Genomic DNA, 22,459 nt, shown 5'->3' with positions numbered 1-22,459 from the left:
AACCGGTTAGCTCATCCAGTTCGTGCGCGACTCCGGGTTCCACTTGGTGGTGACTTTCTTGATCTGCGTCCAGAACTCAATGGAGCTTTTGCCGGTGATGTCGGCCGTACCGAATTTCGACTCGTTCCAGCCGCCGAAGGAAAACGGCTCGCGCGGCACGGGCACCCCGATGTTGACGCCAATCATGCCGGCCGAGGCGTTTTCCATCACGTAGCGGGCGTGGGCGCCGCTCTGGGTGAAGACGGCGGCCGCGTTGCCGTAGTTCGAGCTGTTTTCGATGGCCAGGGCCTCGTCCAGGGAGTGGGTGCGCATGATGGCCAGCACCGGCCCGAACACTTCTTCGCGGGCAATGGCCATATCGGGCGTCACGTAGTCGACCACCGTGGGGCCCACGTAGAAGCCGTCTTCCTGCCCGGCCACCACGGCGTTACGGCCGTCGAGGAGGACTTTGGCGCCGGCCTGCTCGGCCTCGGTGATGTAGCGTTCGATGCGCTCCTTGGCCTCGCGGCTGATAACCGAGCCCAGGTTCTGGCCCGGCACGATCTTGCGCGCCTCTTCCACCAGCTTGCTGATGATGTGGTCGACGGAGCCGACGGCCACCATGGCCGAGCCGGCCATGCAGCGCTGCCCGGCGCAGCCCGACATGGAGGCGGCCACGTTGGAAGCTGTCATTTCCACGTGGGCGTCGGGGAGCACCAGCAGGTGGTTTTTGGCCCCGCCCAGGGCCACGCAGCGCTTCAGGTTCGAGGTGGCGCGGCGGTACACCACCTTCGCAATCTTGGTGGAGCCCACAAACGACACGGCCTGAATGTCGGGGTGGTCGCAGATGGCCTCCACGATTTCCCGGTCGCCGTTGACCACGTTGAGCACGCCGTCGGGTAGGCCGGCCTGCTGAAGCAGCTCGGCGATGCGGCCGGCGCTGATGGGCACCTGTTCCGAAGGCTTCAGAATCATGCAGTTGCCCAAGGCAATGGCGTTCGGAATGGTCCAGTGCGGGACCATGTTGGGGAAGTTGAAGGGCGCAATGGAGGCCACCACGCCCAAGGGCTTGCGCTCGGCGCGGCATTCCACGCCCTTGCTCACTTCGAGCAGCTCACCCGACACCAGTTGGGGCAGGGAGCAGGCAAACTCAGTCAGCTCGATGGCCTTCTCGATTTCGGCGCGGGCCTCGTCCAGGGTTTTGCCGTTTTCCTCGTGCACCAGCAGCGTCAGCTCCTGCAGGTGCTGCTCCAGCAGGGTTTTGTAGCGGTAAAACACTTGCACGCGCTCCTTGATGGGCATGGCCGACCACGCGGGAAAAGCCGCTTTGGCGGCTTCCACGGCCTGGTTCAGCTCGGCGGCCCCGCTCAGGGGCACGGTGGAAATGACCGCGCCGCTCAAGGGGCTTAACACGTCCATGGAACGCGCGCCGGGGTTTTCGACAAACTGCCCGGCGACGTAGTTGCGTACCGCCGGGTACTTCAAAACTTCGACTTCCATGTTATTTTATTGTTAAGCCTTTGCAAGTAATGAGTTTGCCCCATATATGCAACTCGGCGTTGGTGAATCGGCATCCAATCTTCTATTAGATTTTTCCCAAAAGCCACTGGCAGTACCGGGAAAGGCGTTACCGGCGCTGCCAGCGGCATTGGCCCTCGCCTCGTAATTTCCCGCCGCTGGCTTACCTACTATCCGCATGACCAACCTGGAGTGGCTCCGCATTGCCCAGCGCCTGCAGGCGCTGGCCCAAACCGGCCTGACCTTCACCGAGAATCCCTACGACGTGGAGCGCTACGAGGAAATTCGCGCCCTGAGCGTGGACATTCTGCACCGCCTGACCGACGAGCCCGTGGCCAAGCTCACCGGCCTGTTTGCCTCCGAAACCGGCTATCAGACGCCCAAAGTGGACGTGCGCGCGGTCATCTTCCGGGGCACCGACGAGGTGCTGATGGTGCAGGAAAAAGTAGACGGCTACCGCTGGACGTTGCCCGGTGGCTGGGCCGATATCGGCCATACGCCCAAGGAAGTGGCCGTGAAGGAAGCCCGCGAAGAAACCGGCCTCGTAGTGGAAGCCGTGCGCCTGCTGGCCCTGTTCGACAAAAAGCTGCACGGGCACCCGGTGGAGCCGTGGTACGTGTACAAGTGCTTTGTGCTCTGCCGGGTGGTGGGCGGCGCCCTGCAGCCGCACACCACCGAAACCGGCGAAGTGCGCTGGGTGCACGAGTCGGAACTGGCGGACCTGCCGCTGTCGGAGGCGCGCACCACGGCGGCGCAGCTCGCGACCATGTTCGGCTTTGCCCGGCAGCCCGATCTGCCCACCCTCTGCGACTAAAGCGCCGGCCGGAGTGGCCCGCAGGCGCCCTCCTGCTTACCGCGGCCGGTAGTGTCCGGTCAGCCCTGTGCCCGGCCGGCTGGGCGCTACTGGGCATATTATTCCCGGCCCGCGCGCCGATGTGCTGAATTATCTTCTATCTTACTGATTCCGCTCCGCTTCTGCCCCGCATTCCCGCTTACCACTTTCCCTCCGATGACGCCTCCTCAACCCCAGGGCCTCTACCGCCCTGAGTTCGAGCACGACGCCTGTGGTACCGGCTTTATTGCGTATCTCAACGGGCAGAAGTCTCACCAGATCATTGCCGACGCGCTGACCATGCTCGAAAACATGGAGCACCGCGGCGCCTGCGGCTGCGACGCGGACTCCGGCGACGGCGCCGGCCTGCTGCTGCAACTGCCCCACTGGTTTTTCCTCGAAGAGTGTACCGCGCTCAACATCCGCCTGCCCGAGCCGGGCGGCTACGGCGTGGGCATGCTGTTCTTGCCGAAAGACACGGCCGCCCGCGCCGCCTGCCGCAGTGTCATCAACGCCGCGGGCAAGCAGCTGGGCCTGCCCGTGCTGGGCTACCGCCCGGTGCCCGTCGACCCCACGGGCATCGGCCCGACGGCGCTGGCGGCCGAACCGGCCATGGAGCAGGTGTTCGTGCTGCGCCCGCCCGGGCTGGCCACCGTGGAGGACTTCGAGCGGAAGCTCTACGTGCTGCGCCGCTTCATCACCAAGACGGTGGCCGAAACGGTGCCCGCGGCCGGCGACGACTTCTACTTCACCTCGCTCTCGGCCAAGACCATCGTGTACAAGGGCCAGCTGACCACCTACCAGGTGCGCCGCTACTTCCCGGATTTGTCGGATGCGCGCGTCACCTCAGCCTTCGGCATGGTGCACTCGCGCTTTTCCACGAACACGTTTCCCTCGTGGAAGTTGGCCCAGCCCTTCCGGCACCTGGCCCACAACGGCGAAATCAACACGCTGCGCGGCAACCTGAACTGGTTTTACGCCGGCGTGCGCTCCTACGCGTCGCCTTACTTCACGGCGGAGGAAATGGAGATGCTGCTGCCGGTCATCGACAACAACCAGTCGGACTCGGCCTGCCTGGACAACATCGTGGAGGTGCTGCTGCACTCGGGCCGCTCGCTGCCGCACGTGCTGATGATGCTGGTGCCCGAGGCCTGGGACGGCAACACCCAGATGGATCCGCTCAAAAAGGCGTTTTACGAGTTCCACGCCACGTTTATGGCGCCCTGGGACGGCCCGGCGGCGCTCCTCTTCACCGACGGCAACATGCTCGGGGCTATGCTCGACCGCAACGGCCTGCGCCCGCTGCGCTACGTGCTGACCGACGACGGCCGCGTGCTCGTGGCTTCCGAAACCGGCGTGCTGCCCCTCCCGGAGGCCTCCATCACCCGCAAAGGCCGCCTGCAGCCCGGCAAGATGCTGCTCATCGACACGCAGGCCGGCGAGATTATTACCGACGAGGAGCTGAAGGCCCGCGCGGCGCGGCAGCAGCCCTACGGACAGTGGCTGGATGAGTACCAGATCCGCCTGGAGGAGTTGCCCGAGCCGCGGCAGGTCTTTACGGACCTGGCGGCCGACGCCGTGTTCAAGTACCACCAGGTGTTTGGCTACACCCGCGAGGACATCGACGCCATCATCACGCCGATGGCGCTGGAGGGCAAGGAACCTATCGGCTCCATGGGCGTGGATGTGCCGTTGGCGGTGCTGTCGGATCAGCCGCAGCACCTCAGCAGCTACTTCAAGCAGTTCTTTGCCCAGGTCACCAACCCGCCCATCGACCCGATCCGGGAGCGGCTGGTGATGAGCCTGGCGACGTTTATCGGCAACAACGGCAACATCCTCGACGAGGACAAGATGCACTGCCACTGCGTGGCCCTGCGCCAGCCCATCCTCACGAACCACGAGCTGGAAAAGCTGCGCAGCATCGACACGGGCATGTTCAACGCCAAGACGCTGCTCGCCTACTTCAAGGCCGACGGGCGGCCCGGCTCCTTAGAAGCGGGCCTCGCGCGCCTCTGCCGCTACGCCGAGGACGCGGTAAACGACGGCTTCGAGGTGCTGCTGCTCTCCGACCGCGGCCTGGACTCCAAGCACGCCCCGATTCCGTCCCTGCTGGCCGTGTCGGCGGTGCACCACCATTTGATCCGCAAGGGCTACCGCGGCTCGGTGGGGCTGGTGGTGGAAGCCGGCGACGTGTGGGAGGTGCACCACTTTGCCTGCCTGCTGGCCTTCGGCGCCACGGCCATCAACCCTTACCTGGCCCTCTCAACGGTGCAGACCATGCACGCCGCTGGGCAGTTCAAGACCGGCCTGAGCTACGAGCAGCTGCGGCAAAACTACCTCAAGGCCGTGTGCGACGGGTTGCTGAAAATCTTCTCCAAGATGGGCATCAGCACCCTGCAGTCGTACCACGGCGCGCAGGTGTTCGAAATCCTGGGCCTGAACCAGGACGTGGTGGACCGCTACTTCACTGGCGCCGTAACGCGCATCGGCGGGTTGGGCCTGGATGAAATTGCCCGCGAGACACTCTACAAGCAGTTTCAGGGATTTAAAAGCGCCTCCGCCGACGAGCAACCGCTGCTGCCCGAGGGCGGCGTTTACCAGTGGCGGCGGCGCGGCGAGGCGCACATGTTCAACCCCGACACCGTGCACCTGCTGCAGTACGCCACCCGCACCGGCAGCTACGAGACGTACCGGCGCTACGCCCGGCTGGTGAACGAGCAGCCGGAGCGCCTGTTTACGCTGCGCGGCCTGCTGGACTTTGCCCGGCACCGGCCCGCCATTCCGCTGGCAGAGGTAGAACCGGCCGAGCGCATCATGCGGCGCTTTGCCACCGGGGCCATGTCGTTCGGCTCCATCTCGCACGAGGCGCACAGCACCCTGGCCATTGCCATGAACCGCATCGGCGGCAAGAGCAACACCGGCGAGGGCGGCGAGGACCCGATGCGCAACGAAGCGCTGCCGGGGGGCGACTCCATGCGCTCAGCCATCAAGCAGGTGGCCTCGGCCCGCTTCGGCGTGACGGCCCAGTACCTGACCAACGCCGACGAGCTGCAAATCAAGATGGCCCAGGGCGCCAAGCCCGGGGAAGGCGGGCAGCTGCCCGGCCACAAGGTGGACGAGTGGATTGCGCGGGTACGCCACGCCACGCCCGGCGTGGGGCTGATTTCGCCCCCGCCCCACCACGACATCTACTCCATCGAAGACCTGGCCCAGCTCATCTTCGACCTGAAAAATGCCAACCGCGCCGCCCGCATCAGCGTGAAGCTGGTGTCGAAGGCCGGCGTCGGGACCATTGCGGCGGGCGTGGCCAAGGCCCACGCCGACGTCATCCTCGTGGCGGGCTACGACGGCGGCACCGGCGCCTCCCCTATCTCCTCCATCAAGCACGCCGGCCTGCCCTGGGAACTGGGCCTGGCCGAAGCGCACCAGACCCTGGTGCGCAACCAGCTGCGCAGCCGGGTGGTGCTGCAGGCCGACGGGCAAATCAAGACCGGCCGCGACCTGGCCGTGGCGGCCCTGCTGGGCGCCGAGGAATGGGGCGTGGCCACGGCCGCGCTCATCGCCGGCGGCTGCATTTTGATGCGCAAGTGCCACCTGAACACCTGCCCGGTGGGCGTGGCTACCCAGGACCCGGAGCTACGGCGGCTGTTTACCGGGCAGCCCGAGCACATCGTGAACCTGTTCCGCTTCCTGGCCGAGGAGCTGCGCGAAATCATGGCCGAGCTGGGCTTCCGCACCGTGAACGAGATGGTGGGCCGGCCGCAGTTTCTGAAGCTGCGCGCGGACCTGACGCACTGGAAGGCCCGCACGCTGAACCTCGACGGTCTGCTGCAGCCCGTGCCCAACCCCTCGGGCGGCACGCTCTACCACAGCGAAGAACAGGACCACGGGCTGGCCGGGATTCTCGACTGGCAGCTGCTGCACGAAGCGCAACCGGCCCTGCACGAGCGGCTGCCCGTGTTTGCCAGCTTCGCGGTGCACAACACCGACCGCACCATCGGCACCCTGCTCAGCAACGAAGTAACCAAGCGCTACCACGGCGCCGGCCTGCCCGCGGGCACCATCAACTACACGTTCCGCGGCTCGGCGGGCCAAAGCTTCGGGGCGTTCTGCGCCAAAGGCCTCTCGTTTAGCCTCGAAGGCGAGGCCAACGACTACGTGGGCAAGGGCCTTTCGGGCGCGCAGCTGGCCATTTACCCCGCCCCTGACGCGCGCTTCGTGCCCGAGCAGAACATCATCCTCGGCAACGTGGCCCTGTACGGGGCTACCTCCGGCGAGCTGTTCGTGCGCGGGCAGGCCGGGGAACGGTTTGCGGTGCGCAACTCCGGCGCCACGGCGGTGGTGGAGGGCGTGGGCGACCATGGCTGCGAGTACATGACCGGTGGCCGGGCGCTCATCCTGGGCCGCACCGGGCGCAACTTTGCCGCCGGCATGAGCGGCGGCATTGCCTGGGTGTACGACCCGGACGGCACGTTCCCGGCCAACTGCAACCGGGAAATGGTGGAGCTCGACCCGCTCGACGCCGACGACGAAGACCAGATCCGGCACCTGCTGCACCGGCACGGGCAGCTCACCGGCTCCCGCCGTGCCGCCTTCCTGCTCGACAACTGGGCCGAGGAAGCCCCGCGCTTCGTGAAGGTATTTCCCTCAGAGTACAAGAAGGTGCTGCAGGCGGCGCGCTACGAGCCGGCCGAACGATAAGTCAAAAGCAGCAAAAATTGAATTAACCCAGAACGTCATTCCGAGCGCAGTCGAGGACCCGAAGGAAGGCGCTAGCCAATCTCGCGTGCTGACGACGGATAGTAAACCCTACAATCAGGAATTACTATTCAGCAAGATGCTTCGGCTACGCCTCTGCATGACGGCCTAAATAGCCCCCGACGATGGGACACATTACCGGTTTCAAGGAATTTGAGCGGGAGCTGCCGGCCAAGGCCGCTCCGCAGGAGCGCGTGCAGCACAACGCGGAGTTTGTCGGCCAGTACGCGGAAGGCCAGCTCACCCGGCAGGCGGGCCGCTGCATGGACTGCGGCATCCCGTTCTGCCACGCGGGCTGTCCGCTGGGCAACATCATTCCCGAGTTCAACGACGCGGTGCACCGGCAGGACTGGGAGCAGGCCTACCAGATCCTCGCCTCCACCAACAACTTTCCCGAATTCACGGGGCGCATTTGCCCCGCGCCCTGCGAGTCGGCCTGCGTGCTGAGCATCAATCGGGCGCCGGTAGCCATCGAAGAAATCGAGAAGCACATCATCGAGCTGGCCTTTGCCAAGGGCTACGTGCGGCCCGCCGCGCCGGTGCTCAAGTCGGGCCGAACGGTGGCGGTGGTGGGCTCGGGACCAGCCGGGCTGGCCGCGGCCGCCCAGCTCAGCAGGGCCGGGCACGCCGTCACGGTGTTTGAGCGCGACGACCGGCCCGGCGGGCTGCTGCGCTACGGCGTGCCCGATTTTAAGCTCGAAAAGTGGGTTATCGACCGGCGCCTCGCGCTGCTGGAACAAGACGGCGTACAGTTCCGCTGTTCGGTGGAGGTGGGCCGGGATATGCCAGCGGATGCGTTGCTGCGCGACTTCGACGCGGTGGTGCTAGCCGGCGGGGCCCTGGTCCCGCGCGACCTGCCCATCCCCGGCCGCGAGCTGCGGGGCGTTCATTTCGCCATGGACTACCTCACGCAGCACAACCGCCGCGTGGCCGGTTTGCCCGTCGACGGCGAGGCGCTCTGGAGTGAAGACGAGGACGTGGTGGTTATTGGCAGCGGCGACACGGGCTCCGACTGCGTGGGCACGGCCAACCGCCAGCGGGCCCGCTCCGTCACGCAGTTCGCCCAGATGCACCAGCCCGGCACCGAGCGACCGGCGCACACGCCCTGGCCGCAGGAGCCGGCCATTTTCCGGAGCAGCAGCTCGCACGAGGAAGGCTGCCAGCGTTACTGGGGCATCAAAACCAAGGCCTTCCTCGGCGACGAACACGGCCAGGTGCGCGCCCTGCTGGTTTCCGACATCACCTGGGAAACCGACGTGCTCGGGCGCCGCCTCGGCTATGCGGAAATCGAAGGCTCGGAGCGCGAGATTCCCTGCCAGCGGGTGCTGCTGGCCCTGGGCTTTACCGCCCCGCAGTACGAAGGCCTGCTGCAGCAGCTCGGCGTGGTTCTGGACGCGCGCGGCAACGTGCTGGCCTCGGAGCGCGACTACCAGACCAGCGTAGCCAAGGTGTTCGTGGCCGGCGACATGCGCCGGGGCCAGTCCCTGGTGGTCTGGGCCATTTCGGAAGGCCGCGAAGCCGCCCGGCAGGTCGACGTGTTTCTGACCGGCAAAACGGCCCTGCCGAGCAAGAACGCGGTGGGCATGTTTGCCTAAGCCACGGACCTCCCTGCTGCCCCCAAATGCCGTATGGAGAGCCTGGCCATTATCAACCCGCAACCATGTGGTGGATTTACGCCCTGCTCTCTGCATTCTTCGCCGCCCTGACGGCCGTACTGGCCAAAGTCGGTATCAAAGGCGTGGATTCCAACCTGGCCACGGCCGTGCGCACGGCTGTGGTGCTGGTGCTGGCCTGGGCCGTGGTCGGGGTTCGCGGCGGGCTGGGGCAGGTAGCCACGCTCTCGCGCGACAACCTGCTGTTTCTCGGGCTGTCGGGGCTGGCCACGGGCCTTTCGTGGCTGTTTTACTTCAAGGCGCTGCAGCTGGGCCGGGTCTCGCAGGTGGCGCCCGTCGACAAGCTTAGCGTGGCGCTGGCCATTGTGCTGTCGGTAGCTTTTCTGGGCGAGCGGCTCACGTGGCAAACCGGCCTGGGTGCCGGGCTGATTATTGTGGGTACGCTGGTGCTGATCTGGGCGTGAGGCGCCTAAAGGACCGCCCGGGGCAGGTCGGGGCAGGAGGGCCGAGACCCAGGCCAAGGCGTAAGTTGCTGGCATCCCTGACCTGACTTCTTCCCGATGCGAGCCCTCCCACTCCTTGCCGCTGCGCTACTGCTCACCGCCCGGCCAGCCAGCGCGCAACAGCCGCTCAAGAAAAACGAAGCGCTGCTGTTTGCCTACTTTAAGGGCAACGGCGAAGACGGCCTGCACCTGGCCAGCAGCCCCGACGGCTACCAGTGGACGGCGCTGCGCAACGACCAGTCCTTTCTCCGACCGGCCGTGAGCCAGGACCGCCTCATGCGGGACCCATGCCTCATCCGCGGCCGGGACGGACGGTTCCACTTGGTGTGGACCACCAGCTGGCACGAGCGCGGCATCGGCTACGCGTCGTCGGCCGACCTGATCCACTGGAGCCCGCAGCAAGACGTGCCGGTGATGGCCGCCGAACCCACGGCCCGCAACTGCTGGGCCCCGGAAATCACCTACGCCCCCCGGGGGAAGCAGTACCTTATCTACTGGGCCACGACCATTCCGGGCCGGTTTGCGGCGGGCGAAAGCGCCCTGGAAAACGGCCTCAACCACCGCATTTACTACGTCGCCACGAAGGATTTCCAGACGTACTCCCCGGCCCGGCTGCTGTACGACCCGGGCTTCAACGTGATTGACGCCACCATTCAGCCCGCGGGCAAGGGCTACGTGATGTTTCTGAAGGACGAAACGCGCGAACCGGCCCAGAAAAACCTGCGCGTGGCCTTCGCTGATCGGCTGCCCGGACCCTTCGGACCGCCCTCCGCCCCCATCACCGGCCGGTACTGGGCCGAGGGCCCCACGGCCATTCGGCTCGGCCGCCAGTGGCTGGTGTACTTCGATAAGTACCGCGACCATCGGTACGGCGCCGTCGCCTCCACCGACCTGGAGCACTGGACGGATGTTTCCGAGCAGGTGCAGTTTCCCAAGGGCGCCCGGCACGGCACCGTGCTGCGTATCACCCGCCGCGAGCTGGCCCGCCTGCAGCAGGCCCCGGCCGGGCCGTAGCGTCCTTTTTCGGGGGCAGCTCCGGCCGCTGCAGCGCGGGAGTTACCAGCGCCCGTGCAACAAAAATCCGCCCTGGCGAGCCGCGAACGAGCGGGCCAGGGCGGATTCGTGCATAAGCGGCAACGGTGGCCGCAACGGTTATTTTTCGTCGCCCGAGGCGGGGCGGGGGCCGCTGCCGTAGCGCGGGTCGTCGGCCTTCCAGGCCGCGCGCTGCTCGTCGGTGCCGGCGTTTTGGGCGGCGGCAACCGCCTCGGGGTTCTGGTTTTGTTCTACGTGGCCGGGCTGCTGAGCGGGGTCGGCCTGGTTGCTCTCGCTGGCGTAATTCTCGGTGGGCGGAGCATCCTTCTTCCGGAATTCGCTGAACTCGTCCGGGTTGTCGTTGGCGCCGCTGTTGGATGCGGCCGGCCGCGTCGGCTCGTTGGCCGCGTCGGGCTGGGGGGTGCTGGTGTGGTCAGGCGTGTGGGCCATGAGGGTAGCAAGGTGAAGTGAAAGGGCAGCCGCTACGGCGGCGGGCTACCCCCTCGTCATACGGAAGGCTGCGGCCCGGCGTTCCGGCGGGCCGAAAAGGACGGGGCCCCAACCGCGGGCCGCGCTGCCCGGACGGGCCCGGGCCACCGCGCGGGGCAAGGCCCTAATCCGCCTTGAGGGGTTTCACCTCCGGCCCTTCCCGCACCGCCTGCGCGGTGTGCAGCGGGGTCCCATTAAGCGTCACGTTGAGGAATTTCACGTCCGGGTACTTGTTGGGAAAAGCGGGCGTTGCCGCCGTGGCGTCCACGTTTTTAAAGGTGATGTTGGACACCTTGTCGGTGGGGTTGCCATTGAGCACCGCAAACTGCTTGCACTGCACCTTCACGTTGGAAATGGTGATGTTGCGGATGGTGCCGAAGGGCTTTTCCGTGCTGCCGGCCATGTTGAAGAACTGCGTCCAGGGCGAGAGCGTGACGATGGTGCCGCAGCGCCCGGTCACGTTGTCCACGGTGATGTTCTCGTAAACCTGGTACGTGTCGGGGCGCATCTTGAAGAGCAGCAGCGGCCGGTCGTTGTCCACCCGGCAGTTGCGCACCGTGATGCGGTTGGCGTGGATGGATTCGCTACCGCAGGTGACGGCCGCGTGCACTTCCCCGAACGTGCAGTTTTCGATCAGGATGTCCTCCACCGCCCCGTTTTCCGGCAGCTTGTGCGCGTTGGGGCCCTTGCCGCCCTTCATCACAATGCCGTCGTCGTTGACGGAGATGTAGCAGTTGCGCACGGTCACCCGCTTGCACACGTCGATGTCCACGGCATCGGTGCTGGGGGCGCGCACCGGCCGGAACGGGGAACGAATGTCGCAGCCCTCGATCAGCACGTCGTTGCACTGGTACAGGTGCGTGGTCCAGAAGCCCGCGTCGCGCAGCTTCACGTCTTTGATGGTCACGTTGTTGCAGCCCCAGATAAAGAGCAGGCGCGGCCGGTGCACCTCCAGGTTGGTCGACGACTTGCCGAGTTTCTGCATCGAGTCGCGGTGCGCCCAGAAGGTTTTCCAGAACCGGAGCCCGTTGCCGTCGATGGTGCCCGGCCCCGTCACCCGAAAGCCGTTCACCTGGTAGGCGTTGACGAGCGCCGCGTAATACTCCTGGCTCTGGCCTTCCATCCGCGACGGAATCAGCGGGTAATGCGCAATGTTGTCGGAGCCCTTGAGCCTGGCCCCGGCCTGCAGGCGCAGCTGCGTCTTGGGCTTGAAAAACAACGCTCCGCTCAAGAATACCCCGCGGGGCACCACCACCGTGCCGCCGCCCGCCGCGTGCGCCTTGTCGATGGTGCGCTGAATGGCCGCGGTGCTGAGCTGGGTGCTGTCGGTGCCGGCCCCGAAGGCCGTGATGACGTACTCTTTGGGCGCGGCGGCTTTCCGCGCGGGCACCTCGGCCGGGAAGGGCCAAAAGAAGGCGGGCAGAATCAGCGGGAGCAACGCAAGCAGAACTTTCATGGGGCGGGCAGCTGGATGGATATTGTAAAGAAGCAGCGTCGCCTTGGGTCTACTGTTCTGTAGTTACCTGCTGGGAGCAGCGTACACCAGCCGGGCCGCAGCCTCCGACAACCTTGGCCTGCATGCGGCTCTGCCCACTACCGGTCTGCGAACATGCCGCCAGGCCAGAAAAGCCCACCCCCACCCCCGGGGCATTGCCCGTGCCTTGAGGCGGCCACGCCCGGCGGCGCTGCGGCAGATGCACCGGTTCTATTTTGTTTCCCGCGCAGGTGGCGTGAGCAAAAGCTGTTTTGCCTCCAGTTCGAGGGCGGCGCGGGCGCAGACGGTTTCGATCTGCGCAAAGGAAGACAGGAGTCCGATCATCGTTTCCTGGCTGGCTGGGGCACCGCTGGACAACAGGTTTTCGGCCAGGCCCTGGATGGATTTGGTGAGGGCCTCGAATTCGGCTGGCATGCCTACGGTGGCAAAAGTGGGGATGAGCGAGTGCGCGGCGTGCTTCAGGGCCAGCCAGTCTTTTTCGGCAATGGCCTTCTTCATGGCCTGCACCAGCTGCGGAATCTCCTGCAGGTAGAGGCCAATCATTTCCGCCATGCGCGCGTCGCTTTTGGTGATGCGTTTCAGGTAGTCAAAGTTGACGCAGGTGGAGGGGCTGGCCGGCCCGCCGCCCGGGCCCGCCCCGACGGGGGAATCAGGGGCGCCCTGCTTCAGGTATTTGACGATTTTGCGGTAGAGCAGCTTGTCATCGATGGGCTTGGAGAGGTAGTCATTCATGCCCGCAGCCCGGCATTTCTCCACGTCCACCGACGTCACATCGGCCGTCAGCGCAATAATGGGCACGGTCAGGCGCAGCTCCTGGCGGATGTATTCCGTGGCCTGGAAGCCGTTCATCACCGGCATCTGCAGGTCCATGAGCACCAGGTCGTAGCCAGTGGTGCGCAGCTTCTCAATGGCCATTTTCCCGTCGGTGGCCACGTCCATGCGAAAGCCGAAGTCCTCCAGCAGGGTTTTCATCAGCAGCTGGTTCAGGGCAATGTCTTCCACCACCAGGATGTGGACGTTCTGCAGCCCGGGTTCCAGCTCGATGGCCTGGGGCAAATCCGCGTCCGGCTGTTCGGTGGTTTTCCCAAAACGCAGGATGCAGCTGAAGGTCGAGCCGGCACCCATCCGGCTTTTCACGTGTACGGTACCGCCCTGCGCCTCCACCAGGTTCTTGACGATGGCCAGGCCCAGCCCCGTGCCGCCGTACAGGCGGGTGGTGCCGCTGCTGGCCTGCTGAAAGTCGTCGAAGACCGTGCTCAGCTGGGATTCGTCGATGCCAATGCCGGTATCGGTGACGGAAAACTCCAGGATGACGTGGCCCGGATCCTGCACCAGCATACGCACGGCCACGGTGACGGAGCCTTCGCGGGTAAACTTGACGGCGTTGCTCACCAGGTTGAGAATCACCTGGTGCAGGCGCACCGGGTCGCCCAGCAGCACATCCGGGATGCGCGCGTCGTAGTCGAGCGCCAGCTTCAGGTTCTTTTCCTGGCTTTTGGCTTCGAACAGGTGTACCATGGCCGCCACCGAAGCGGCCAGCCGGAACGGAATCTGCTCGAAGGTCATCTTGCCCGCATCCACCTTCGCCAGATCCAGAATGTCGTTGATGAGCACGATCAGCGTGTCGCCGCTGAGCCGGATGGCCGTTAGGTATTCGCGTTGCCGGCTGCTCAGCTCGGTGTTCAGCAGCACCTTCGTAAAGCCGATGATGGCATTCATGGGCGTCCGAATTTCATGGCTCATGTTGCTGAGGAACTGCTGCTTGGCCTGCACCGCACTTTCGGCCTTGGCGCGGGCTTCCTCGGCCAACACCGTGGCCCGTTCGGCCGCGAACCGGGCCTCAATCAGCTCCGTGGCAATGCGTTTCTGCTCGGTCACGTCGCGGGCCACCACCACCACGCCCAGCACCTGGCCGGCGTCGTTGTGGTACACCGAGCCGTTGAAGAGCACGTCCGTCAGCTGCCCGTTCCGGTGGCGCACGGTGAGGGGCGCATCGGCTACCGAGCCCTGGGCAAACACTTCCTGGTACACCTCGCGGGCCATCTGCGGGTCGGTGAAGTACACGAAGAAATCGGAGCCGATCAGCCGGGCCCGGTCCAGGCCGGTGATGTTTACGGTGGCCTGGTTCAGGTCCGTGATTTTTCCGGCCGGACTGATGGTGACCAGCGGGTCGCGGCTGGCTTCGATCAGGCCCCGGGCGTAATTGGCCACGCGCAACTCGGCTGCTCGCTTTACTTTTTCTTCGTTTTGAAAGGCCAGCTCGTGGTTAGCAATGACCAATTCGGCCGCGCGCTTCTCCTTCTCCTCGTTCTGAAAAGCCAGCTCCACGTTGGCCAGGCTTAATTCCTGCGCCCGTTTCTCTTTTTCCTCGTTCTGGAAGGCCAGCTCCGCATTTGCGACGAGCAACTCCTGCGCCCGTTTTTCCTTTTCGGCATTCTGAAACGCCAGTTCCTGGTTGGCAATACTGAGCTCGGCCGCGCGCTTTTCTTTCTCGTCGTTCCGGAAGGCGAGTTCCTGGTTGGCCAGGCCCAGCTCCGTCGCCCAGTTATGCGCGGCGGCCGCTTCCCGGGCCACGAACACCGTGCCCTGCCCGGCCTCGGTCACCAAGCAGTCGACCAGCACCGCCGTCCGCGTGCCGTTGGCATGGCGAAGCGTACCCGATGCGTGGCTGCCCGTCCCGTTGGCCAGGGCCTCCTGGTAAGCCTGGCGCACGACTTCCGGCTCGGTAAACAAGGAAAACCAATCGGCCCCCGGCAAGGCGGCACGCTCCACGCCCGTCAGGGCCACCGCAGCCTCGTTGAAGTGCCGGATGCGGCCCTGGTGGTCTACGGTGACCAGCAACGTCTGGCTCGCTGCCAGCAAGCGCCAGTAGTTCTTTTCGCTTTCCTTCATTGAGTAGGGTGCACCAGCCGGGAAGGCAAGCGTGGACTTGTTGAGCTGAAAGGGGCCGCCCCGCCGGTCGCTGAGAAAAGCAGTCCGCGCTGCTATCCAGCAGGTGGTGCTTTCAGGCAAAAAGCGAAGCGTGTGCGCCTGAAAAGCGCATGGTTTTGTAAGATACCGGCTTTCTGCCTACCAGGCACTTACGGGTACGCCCAGCAACGCGTGACGCCCTGCCCCAAGGCTTGAAAAGGTAGTCAGGAGCGCTCCGCTGCCTGGAGACATGGGCTTCATCTCATCAGCCCGGCCAATCCGTAACCAGCACTTTGCAGCCGTCGCCCGCCGCACTCTCTCCCGCTGGCTACACGCTCTCCAACCATTGGCTGGGCACGGGCATCAAACCAGCATCTCAGAAAACAAAAAGCCCGTTTCCGAGCTGGAAACGGGCTTTACTGCAGAGAGGATGGGATTCGAACCCACGATGACCTTTTGGGCCATACACACTTTCCAGGCGTGCTCCTTCGACCACTCGGACACCTCTCTAGGTTGCGGAAAGCTGCGCAAAGTAACGCGGCATTTCGCACATACGCAAGCCGCTACAAGCGGATACCGCTGCTGGGGGCCTGATTAAGCGAGATTTCGCCGCGCAAGTCGCTGACCAGCAGGCGGCGCGTGGTGGCCGCGTCGTGGCCCAGGCCGAGCACGTACATGAGCTTGGTGATGGCGGCTTCGGTGGTAATGTCCTCGCCCCCGATGACGCCCAGGTCGGTGAGGTGGGCGCTGGTTTCGTAGCGCCCCTGGATGACGCGGCCTTCCTCGCACTGGCTCACGTTCAGCACGAGCACGCCGCGGGCGGTGGCTTCGCGCAGGCACTCCAGAAACCACGCGCTGGTGGGCGCGTTGCCCGAGCCGTAGGTTTCGAGCACGCAGCCGCGCAGGTCGTCGGCGCCGAGGATGGCGCGCACGGTACGCTCGGTGATGCCCGGAAACAGCTTGAGCACCACCACCCGGTCATCGAGGTGCGGGTGCACGCGCAGGGGGCTGGCGGGCAGCAGGCGCAGCAGGTTATCGTCGAATTCCAGCTCGATGCCGGCCCGGGCCAGCGGCGGGTAATTCTCGCTCCGGAAGGCGGAGTAGTGCTGGCTTTCCACTTTTTTGGCCCGGGTGCCGCGAATGAGCACGTCGTTGAAGAACACGCACACCTCGGGCACGCGCACGGTGCCGGCGCGGGGGTGGCGGGCGGCGGCAATTTCCAGGGCCGTGACGAGGTTGCGGCGCGCATCGGTGCGGATGCGGCCCACCGGCACCTGTGCCCCCGTGAAAATGACGGGCTTGCCCAGGTTTTCGAGCAGGTAGCTCAGGGCCGCGGCCGAGTAGGCCATGGTGTCGGTGCCGTGCAGCACCACGAAGCCGTCGTAGGCCTCGTAGTGCGCCTGCAGGATGCTGGCCAGCTGCAGCCACTCGGTGGGCGTCACGTTGCTGGAGTCGATGGGCTCGGCCAGACTGAGCACCGACACGCGCATGCCCAGCTGGCGCAGCTCCGGCATCTTCTTCTGAATCTGCCCGAACTTCATCGGCACCAGCTCCCCGCGCTTGTTCACCGACATGCCCACCGTGCCGCCGGTGTACACCACCAGCACGGAAGCCGGCCGCTGCCCGGCCGCCGCGGGAAAATCAACAATTACCTGAGGCTCCAAGAAGTGCAATAGTGAAGTGGTGGAATGGTGAGCTGTTGTTCTGGCGGGGCAAGCTGCGCGTCAACTCACCATTTCACCATCTCACAGCTTGAACAGGGCGGCGGCGTTGCGGGTGGTAGCCTCGGCCACTTCCTCCACGTCTTTGTGGAGCAGCTCGGCCACGCGGCGGGCCACCAGCGGCAGGTAGCTGGGCTCGTTGCGCTTGCCGCGGTGGGGCACCGGCGCCAGGTAGGGGCAGTCGGTTTCCAGCAGCAGGTGCTCCAGCCCCACGTGCGGCAGCACTTGGTCGAGGCCGCCGTTTTTGAACGTGGCCACGCCGCCGATGCCAAGCTTGAAGCCCAGCTTGACGGCGCGCTCGGCTTCCTCCTTTGAGCCCGAAAAGCAGTGGAATACGCCCGTCAGCGCGCCGTCCTGGGCGGCTTCCACCAGCTCGGCGGTTTCGTTGAACGCCTCGCGGGTGTGCAGCACAATGGGCAGCTGGTGCTTTTTGGCCAGGTCCAGTTGCACCTTCAGGGCCTCCTGCTGCCAGGCCAGGGTGGTTTTGTCCCAGTACAGATCCACGCCGCACTCCCCCACCGCCACGAACCGGCGCTTCGCCAGCCAGTCTTCCACGCGGTATAGCTCCCGCTCGAAGTCCTTGAGCACGTGGCAGGGGTGCAGGCCCATCATGGCGAAGCAGTGGCCGGGGTGCCGCGCCTCCGTTTCCAGCATCACGTCGATGCTGGTGTGGTCGATGTTGGGCATCAGGATGGTGCTGACGCCGGCGGCGTAGGCCCGCTCCAAGGCGTCGTCGCGGTCCTGCTTGAACTGCTCGGAATAGATGTGGGCGTGGGAATCGGTCAGAATCACGGATCAGGGCAGGTTTTGCGGAATGCGCGAATGGGAGCCGCCAAGCGGCCGCGGCAAAGCTACGAAAGGCCGCCAGTAGCACCGGCCGGGGCTGGTGGCGGCGCTATTCCCAGTACCGCCGGCCCTTCCACTCAAACGGCCGCCGGCTGAGCCGAAACCACGTCAGGCCAAACGTGACGGCCACGGTGTACAGCTCGAACGCCGGCAGCAAGTGCAGCGGCGCGCGGCGCCCCACCTGCCGGAAGGCACTGCCCGCTAGTAGGCCCTGCACCAGCATTTTGGCCCCCAGGATGCCCAGCACCGCGCCCAGGCCCCAGTGCCAGCCGGCCAGCAGCAGCGCCGGGTAAAAGCCAGCGTAGTACAGCAGCCCCAGCTGGATGTGCCACGGCAGGGCCTCCACCCCGCGCAGCCAGCGCCGCCGCTGGTGCAGCAGCTGCCGCCAGGTGGCGATGGGCAGGGACTCGGCCAGCACCGCCGGCTCGAACAGGTTCAGCCAGCCGAAACCGCGCCCCAGCACCGCCCGAAACAGCTCGTAGTCCTCGGTGACGGAAAACGGCAGGCTTTCGTAGCCGCCCACGGCCGCGTAGGCCTCCCGAGTGATGAGCATGTTGTTGCCCATGGCCGTGACGGGCTGCCCCCGGTCCGACACCATCTGCACCAGGGCCAGCGACATCAACCAGTCGAGCCCCTGCAGGCGGTGAAACAGGCGCGGGCCGCTGACCAGCGTAAGGCCCGTGACGGTGCCCATGCCCGGCCGCCACTGCCCCAGCAGGCCCTGCACCCAGGTCGTCGGCAGGCAGATGTCGGCATCCGTAATCAGGAAAAAATCGGCGGTGGCGGCGCGGGCCAGGTGAGCCAGCACGTTGGCCTTGCCCCGCGCCGCGCCCAGCGTCTGCTCAATGCGCAGGATGCGAAATGTACCCGCGAAATCCTGCATGACGGCGGCGGCTACGGCGGCGGTCTGGTCGGCGCTGGCGTCGTCGCCGAGCAGTACCTCCAGGCACTCGGGCGGGTAGTTCAGGGCCCGCACGCTCCGTAGGCAGCGGCCGATGGCGGCTTCCTCGTTGCGGGCCGCAATCAAGATGCTCACGCGGGGCGGGGGGCTGGCCAGTGGCTGCGGCTGCGGGGCCCGCCGCCGCGCAAACAGCACCCAGGAGCCCAGCAGCACGGCAAACCAGCCGAGGAAAAAAAGGAGCAGAACGGGCGTCAAATGAAAACCAGAAATCAACAATTACACATTCTCTTCGGGCCTTTTACAGCGCGCCGAACCGGTAGCCCTGCTCACTGAGAGCCTGTAGGTAGCGCGGCAGCACGTAGCGCAGGTTGGGGCTGGCTTTGAGGCTGTCGTGGAATACCACGATGGCGCCGGGGCGCGTGTGGCGCAGCGCGTCGCGCAGGCAACGCTCGGGGGCGTAGCCGCGGTCGTAGTCGCAGGTGAGCAGGTCCCACATCACCACCTCGTACTCGGGGTGCAACGTGCGCAGCAACGCGGGCGTGATGCGGCCGTAGGGCGGCCGGAAAAAGCGCCGGCCACCGGGCTGCAGGGCTTCCAGGGCCTGCTGGCAGCGGGCCACGTCCTGCAGGTATTCCGCGCGGGGCGTCGTCCAGCCGCTGCGGTGGTGGTGGGTATGGTTGCCGAGCTGCTGGCCGGCGGCCAGCACCTGCCGGGCCACGTCGGGGTGGCGCTCCACGTTGTCGCCCACGCAGAAAAACAGGCCTTTGGCGTCGAAGCGGGCCAGCTGCTCGAGCACCCAGGGTGTCTCCTCCGGGATGGGGCCGTCGTCGAAGGTCAGGTACACGGTGGGCTCAGCGGCGGGCGGGCCCTGCCAGACGGCGCCGGGCAGCCAGCGGTGCATGGCTTCGGGCAGACGGTGCAGGCGCATGGGCGGAGAAGTGGAGTGGCAAATGAAAAAGCGAAGGTACAGGCGACTCCGCAAGCGCGGGCAGCGGCACGGGCCGCTTGCAGCGATGTGGACGTGGACGCGGAAAAACACCGTTTCTCCCCTACCTTGGGCCGGTGCTTGTGCCGGTTACCACCGCTCCGCCTCAGCTACCGGCCCACTCGGGCCTCCGCAGCAGCCTTTGCGGCTAAATTCCGCGGTATTTAAGCCCTTGTTGATTACATAAACTCGCTTACTAAATTAGTAACCCAGTTTATTATCATCTATCTTTCAGGGCTGTTTCGACGCTGCTCCACAGCCGACGCGCGCTTTCGTCCCAGCTAAAGCGGCGCACGTTTTCCAGGCCCTGCTGCCGCAGCCGCGCCCGCAACGCTTCGTCGGCATCCAGGCGGGTGAGGGCGGCGGTCAGTTCATCGACGGAAAACGGATCAGCGAGCAGCGCGCCGCCGAGACCGGCCACCTCGGGCATAGAGCTGCGGTCGGAAGTCAGCACCGGGCAGCCGCTTTGCTGGGCTTCCACGATGGGAATGCCGAAGCCCTCGAAGTAGGGCACGTAGGCGCAGGCGCGGGCCGCCCCGTAGAGCTGCACCAGTTCCTCATCGGTCACCCGGCCCGTCAGCTGCACGGCTTGCTGGTGCTGCATCTGCTGGTACACGTCGAAGATGGGGCCGGCTTTCCAGGCCTTGCGCCCCACGATCAGCAGTTGGGTGTCGGAGCCGGTTTGAGCTTTGAACTGGTCGAAGGCGCGGAGCAGGTTCACCAGATTTTTGCGCGGCTGCAGGGCGCCCACGAACAGGATGTAAGGCCGGCCGCCGCTGAACTGCGCCCGCACCGCCGGCTGCTCGGCCTCGGGCAAGGGGCGGAAGTGCGCGTCGGCGGCGTTGTACACCACGTCGATGCGCTGCGGGCTGACGCCGTAGGTCTGCACCAGGTCCTGCCGGGTGGCTTCCGACACGGCCACGAGGCGCCGCGAGGCGCGCACGAAGCGCGGAAAAAAATAGTGGTAATACTGGCGCACCAGCCAACTCACGTCCTGCGGAAAGTGTTCGAAGGCCAGATCGTGCACCACCGTTACGCGCGGCACCGTGGTGCTGAGGGTGGTAAAGCCATCGGTGCTCAGGAGCACGGCCGGCCGGTGGCGGCGCAGCCAGGCGGCCACGGCCCCCTCGAACCAGGCCACGAACAGCAGCGGGTGCCGGGCCGGCGGGCGCAGCACGTGCGCCACCACGTTGGGCCCGAACAGGTAGCGCGGGTCGTAGGGGCGGTCGAAGAGGAAGTGAAAGGTGTGCGCCGGGTGCTGCTGCACCAGGCGCCGCAGCGTCTCGTAGGTGAAGCGCCCGATGCCTTCGAGCTGGTCACCGGGCAGCAGAAAGCGGGTGTTGACAGCTATATCCAAGGTGCAGGAATGTGGCCCAATGTGGTCGAATGTGCGAAATGAATGCGGAAGCGCGCTCCGCGCCTGCGCCGAAACCCAACGCGCCCGGCGTTACCGGGCTTTCGACTTCAGCAGCGCCGCCCGCAGCTCCCCTACCCGCACCACGCCTGTGGCGAACAGCAGCCCCACGAACAGCAGGCCGCACAGCACGCTTTCGGCCATCCAGTGCCACTCGGTGAGGTGCTGCAGGCCGTACCACGCCGCGCACAGCCCGCCGAACGTGGCCCCCAGGCGCCCCAGCAAACCCCAGGGCACGGCCACCCCGGCCCGGCGCTGCACCAGCCACACGTACCCGCCCGACACGAGCAGCGCGCAGATAAGCGTGTTCAGCGCCCCGGCCACGGCGCCGTAGCGCGGCAGCAGCAGCAGGTTCAGCCCAATGTTCAGGGTGATGCTCAAGGTTACCAGCCAGCTTACCGGTCGCTCGTGCGAGGTGCTGGTGAGCAGAGTGCTGTAGATGGCAAAAAAGGCGTGCACGAGCACGTTCAGGAACAGCAGCTTGGCGCACAGGGTCATGCGGGCCAGCTCGGCGGGGCTGCTGTTCTGAAACTGAAAGAACAGCAGCTCGCCCCGAAACAGCACGAAGGCGCACACGAACAGCAGCGGCACCGTGGCCACGCGCTGCCCAAACCAGAGCAGGTCGCGCTGCTCGCCCGGGCGGTGCAGGGCGTGGGCAAACTTGGCGAAGAACAGCGGCAGCACCGTCCAGAGGTACATCATCACGGCATCCACCCAGCGGTAGGCGCCGGCATAGTAGCCGGCCTCCTTGGGCGAACTGAGCCGCTCGATCATCAGCATGTCGATGCGCTCATTCATGCCGTAGAGCAGCGTGATGAGCGCGAAGGGCAGGCTGCCGCGCAGCAGCTCGCCCACGTGGGCGCGGCGCGGGCGCCACGGCACCCGCCCGAACAGCCGCGTGACCAGCGCGTACAGCAGCACGAAAGTAAAGGCCGCCGCCGCCGTGCGCGCCGCCACGTAGCCGTCGAGCGTGATGCCGAGCGGCAGCAGGGCCACCACCAGGCCCAGCATCAGGGCTTTTTCGAGCACCGAGAGCCAAGCGTCGGTATTAAAGTGCTGGTGGGCCTGCACGGCGCCGCGCAAAAACTGCGCGTACTGCGTGAGCAGCAGCCCCACCCCGATGAGGGCCAGCAGGGTCAGCGTGTGGCCGCGGTAGCCCATCAGCCAGCCCCCGGCTACCATCACGCCCAGAAACAACACGCCCAGAGCCCCGCGCAGCGGGAGCACCGTGGGGAAGTACTCGGGCAGAAAGCCGGGCTCGGCCGCCACGCGCTTGGTGGTATGCTGGGTGATGCCCAGGTCCGACACCGACGCGAGCACCAGCGTAAAGTTCAGCAGGGCGGCAAACGTCCCGAAGGCGGTATGGCCGATGCGGTCCTGCACGGCATTCTCCGCCACCACCCAGCCCGGCTTCACGAGCAGGTTCAGGAGTACGGCCAGGCTGATATTTCCGAAAAAGCGTT

Annotated in this window: 15 protein-coding genes and 1 tRNA gene; 5 read left to right on the top strand and 11 right to left on the bottom strand. The window is 65.9% G+C overall.

The genetic code is table 11. The features are described 5' to 3' along the window. Positions 1 to 6: 6 nt before the first annotated feature. Positions 7 to 1,479 carry a CoA-acylating methylmalonate-semialdehyde dehydrogenase gene (locus tag ACYVKQ_RS07970; protein ID WP_460577389.1) on the bottom strand — a complete coding sequence of 491 codons (1,473 nt, stop codon included), beginning with the start codon at positions 1,477 to 1,479 and terminating at the stop codon, positions 7 to 9. Between the two features lie 196 nt (positions 1,480 to 1,675). Here ACYVKQ_RS07970 and ACYVKQ_RS07965 point away from each other — a divergent pair, with 196 nt between their 5' ends. From ACYVKQ_RS07965 to ACYVKQ_RS07945, 5 genes are all read left to right on the top strand, one after another. Then, positions 1,676 to 2,311 carry an NUDIX hydrolase gene (locus ACYVKQ_RS07965; RefSeq protein ID WP_460577388.1) on the top strand — a complete coding sequence of 212 codons (636 nt, stop codon included), beginning with the start codon at positions 1,676 to 1,678 and terminating at the stop codon, positions 2,309 to 2,311. A 195-nt stretch (positions 2,312 to 2,506) separates the two neighbouring features. Continuing rightward, positions 2,507 to 7,030 (top strand): glutamate synthase family protein, encoded by a 4,524-nt coding sequence (gene gltB, locus ACYVKQ_RS07960; RefSeq protein WP_460577386.1) that lies wholly within the window; start codon positions 2,507 to 2,509, stop codon positions 7,028 to 7,030. Positions 7,031 to 7,212: 182 nt separating this feature from the next. Further along, positions 7,213 to 8,682, top strand: coding sequence for a glutamate synthase subunit beta (locus ACYVKQ_RS07955; RefSeq protein WP_460577384.1), 1,470 nt, complete (start codon positions 7,213 to 7,215; stop codon positions 8,680 to 8,682). A 65-nt stretch (positions 8,683 to 8,747) separates the two neighbouring features. Continuing rightward, a complete protein-coding gene (locus ACYVKQ_RS07950) occupies positions 8,748 to 9,164 on the top strand; it encodes an EamA family transporter (protein ID WP_460577382.1) in 417 nt (138 codons plus the stop codon). 96 nt (positions 9,165 to 9,260) lie between these two features. Continuing rightward, the gene (locus ACYVKQ_RS07945) at positions 9,261 to 10,217 is read left to right on the top strand and encodes a glycoside hydrolase family 43 protein (RefSeq protein WP_460577380.1); all 957 of its coding nucleotides are present in this window, start codon (positions 9,261 to 9,263) and stop codon (positions 10,215 to 10,217) included. 138 nt (positions 10,218 to 10,355) lie between these two features. Here the strand turns inward: ACYVKQ_RS07945 and ACYVKQ_RS07940 are convergent, their stop codons facing one another. The 10 genes from ACYVKQ_RS07940 to ACYVKQ_RS07895 form a co-directional block, all read right to left on the bottom strand. After that, positions 10,356 to 10,685 (bottom strand): hypothetical protein, encoded by a 330-nt coding sequence (locus ACYVKQ_RS07940; protein WP_460577378.1) that lies wholly within the window; start codon positions 10,683 to 10,685, stop codon positions 10,356 to 10,358. A 163-nt stretch (positions 10,686 to 10,848) separates the two neighbouring features. Further along, positions 10,849 to 12,180: a glycoside hydrolase family 28 protein gene (locus ACYVKQ_RS07935; protein ID WP_460577376.1), complete on the bottom strand. Its 1,332-nt coding sequence runs from the start codon at positions 12,178 to 12,180 to the stop codon at positions 10,849 to 10,851. A 249-nt stretch (positions 12,181 to 12,429) separates the two neighbouring features. Continuing rightward, positions 12,430 to 15,111 carry an ATP-binding protein gene (locus ACYVKQ_RS07930; protein ID WP_460577374.1) on the bottom strand — a complete coding sequence of 894 codons (2,682 nt, stop codon included), beginning with the start codon at positions 15,109 to 15,111 and terminating at the stop codon, positions 12,430 to 12,432. A 440-nt stretch (positions 15,112 to 15,551) separates the two neighbouring features. Beyond that, positions 15,552 to 15,639, bottom strand: a tRNA-Ser gene (locus tag ACYVKQ_RS07925). 53 nt (positions 15,640 to 15,692) lie between these two features. Further along, on the bottom strand, positions 15,693 to 16,793 hold the full coding sequence (locus ACYVKQ_RS07920) for an asparaginase (RefSeq protein ID WP_460577372.1): 1,101 nt from the start codon (positions 16,791 to 16,793) through the stop codon (positions 15,693 to 15,695). An 81-nt stretch (positions 16,794 to 16,874) separates the two neighbouring features. Continuing rightward, entirely contained in the window at positions 16,875 to 17,642 is a 768-nt protein-coding gene (locus ACYVKQ_RS07915; RefSeq protein WP_460577370.1) for a TatD family hydrolase, read from the bottom strand. Positions 17,643 to 17,745: 103 nt separating this feature from the next. Beyond that, on the bottom strand, positions 17,746 to 18,852 hold the full coding sequence (locus ACYVKQ_RS07910; RefSeq protein ID WP_460577368.1) for a glycosyltransferase family protein: 1,107 nt from the start codon (positions 18,850 to 18,852) through the stop codon (positions 17,746 to 17,748). 43 nt (positions 18,853 to 18,895) lie between these two features. After that, a complete protein-coding gene (locus tag ACYVKQ_RS07905) occupies positions 18,896 to 19,525 on the bottom strand; it encodes a polysaccharide deacetylase family protein (RefSeq protein WP_460577366.1) in 630 nt (209 codons plus the stop codon). Positions 19,526 to 19,802: 277 nt separating this feature from the next. Beyond that, positions 19,803 to 20,939, bottom strand: coding sequence for a glycosyltransferase family 4 protein (locus ACYVKQ_RS07900; protein ID WP_460577364.1), 1,137 nt, complete (start codon positions 20,937 to 20,939; stop codon positions 19,803 to 19,805). Between the two features lie 90 nt (positions 20,940 to 21,029). Further along, positions 21,030 to 22,412 carry an MATE family efflux transporter gene (locus ACYVKQ_RS07895; RefSeq protein WP_460577362.1) on the bottom strand — a complete coding sequence of 461 codons (1,383 nt, stop codon included), beginning with the start codon at positions 22,410 to 22,412 and terminating at the stop codon, positions 21,030 to 21,032. Between the last annotated feature and the right edge of the window lie 47 nt (positions 22,413 to 22,459).

The sequence above is a fragment of the Hymenobacter coalescens genome (genome assembly GCF_054783195.1).
The sequence above is the reverse complement of the archived record's forward strand: the minus strand, read 5'-3'. Positions and strand labels throughout refer to the sequence as shown.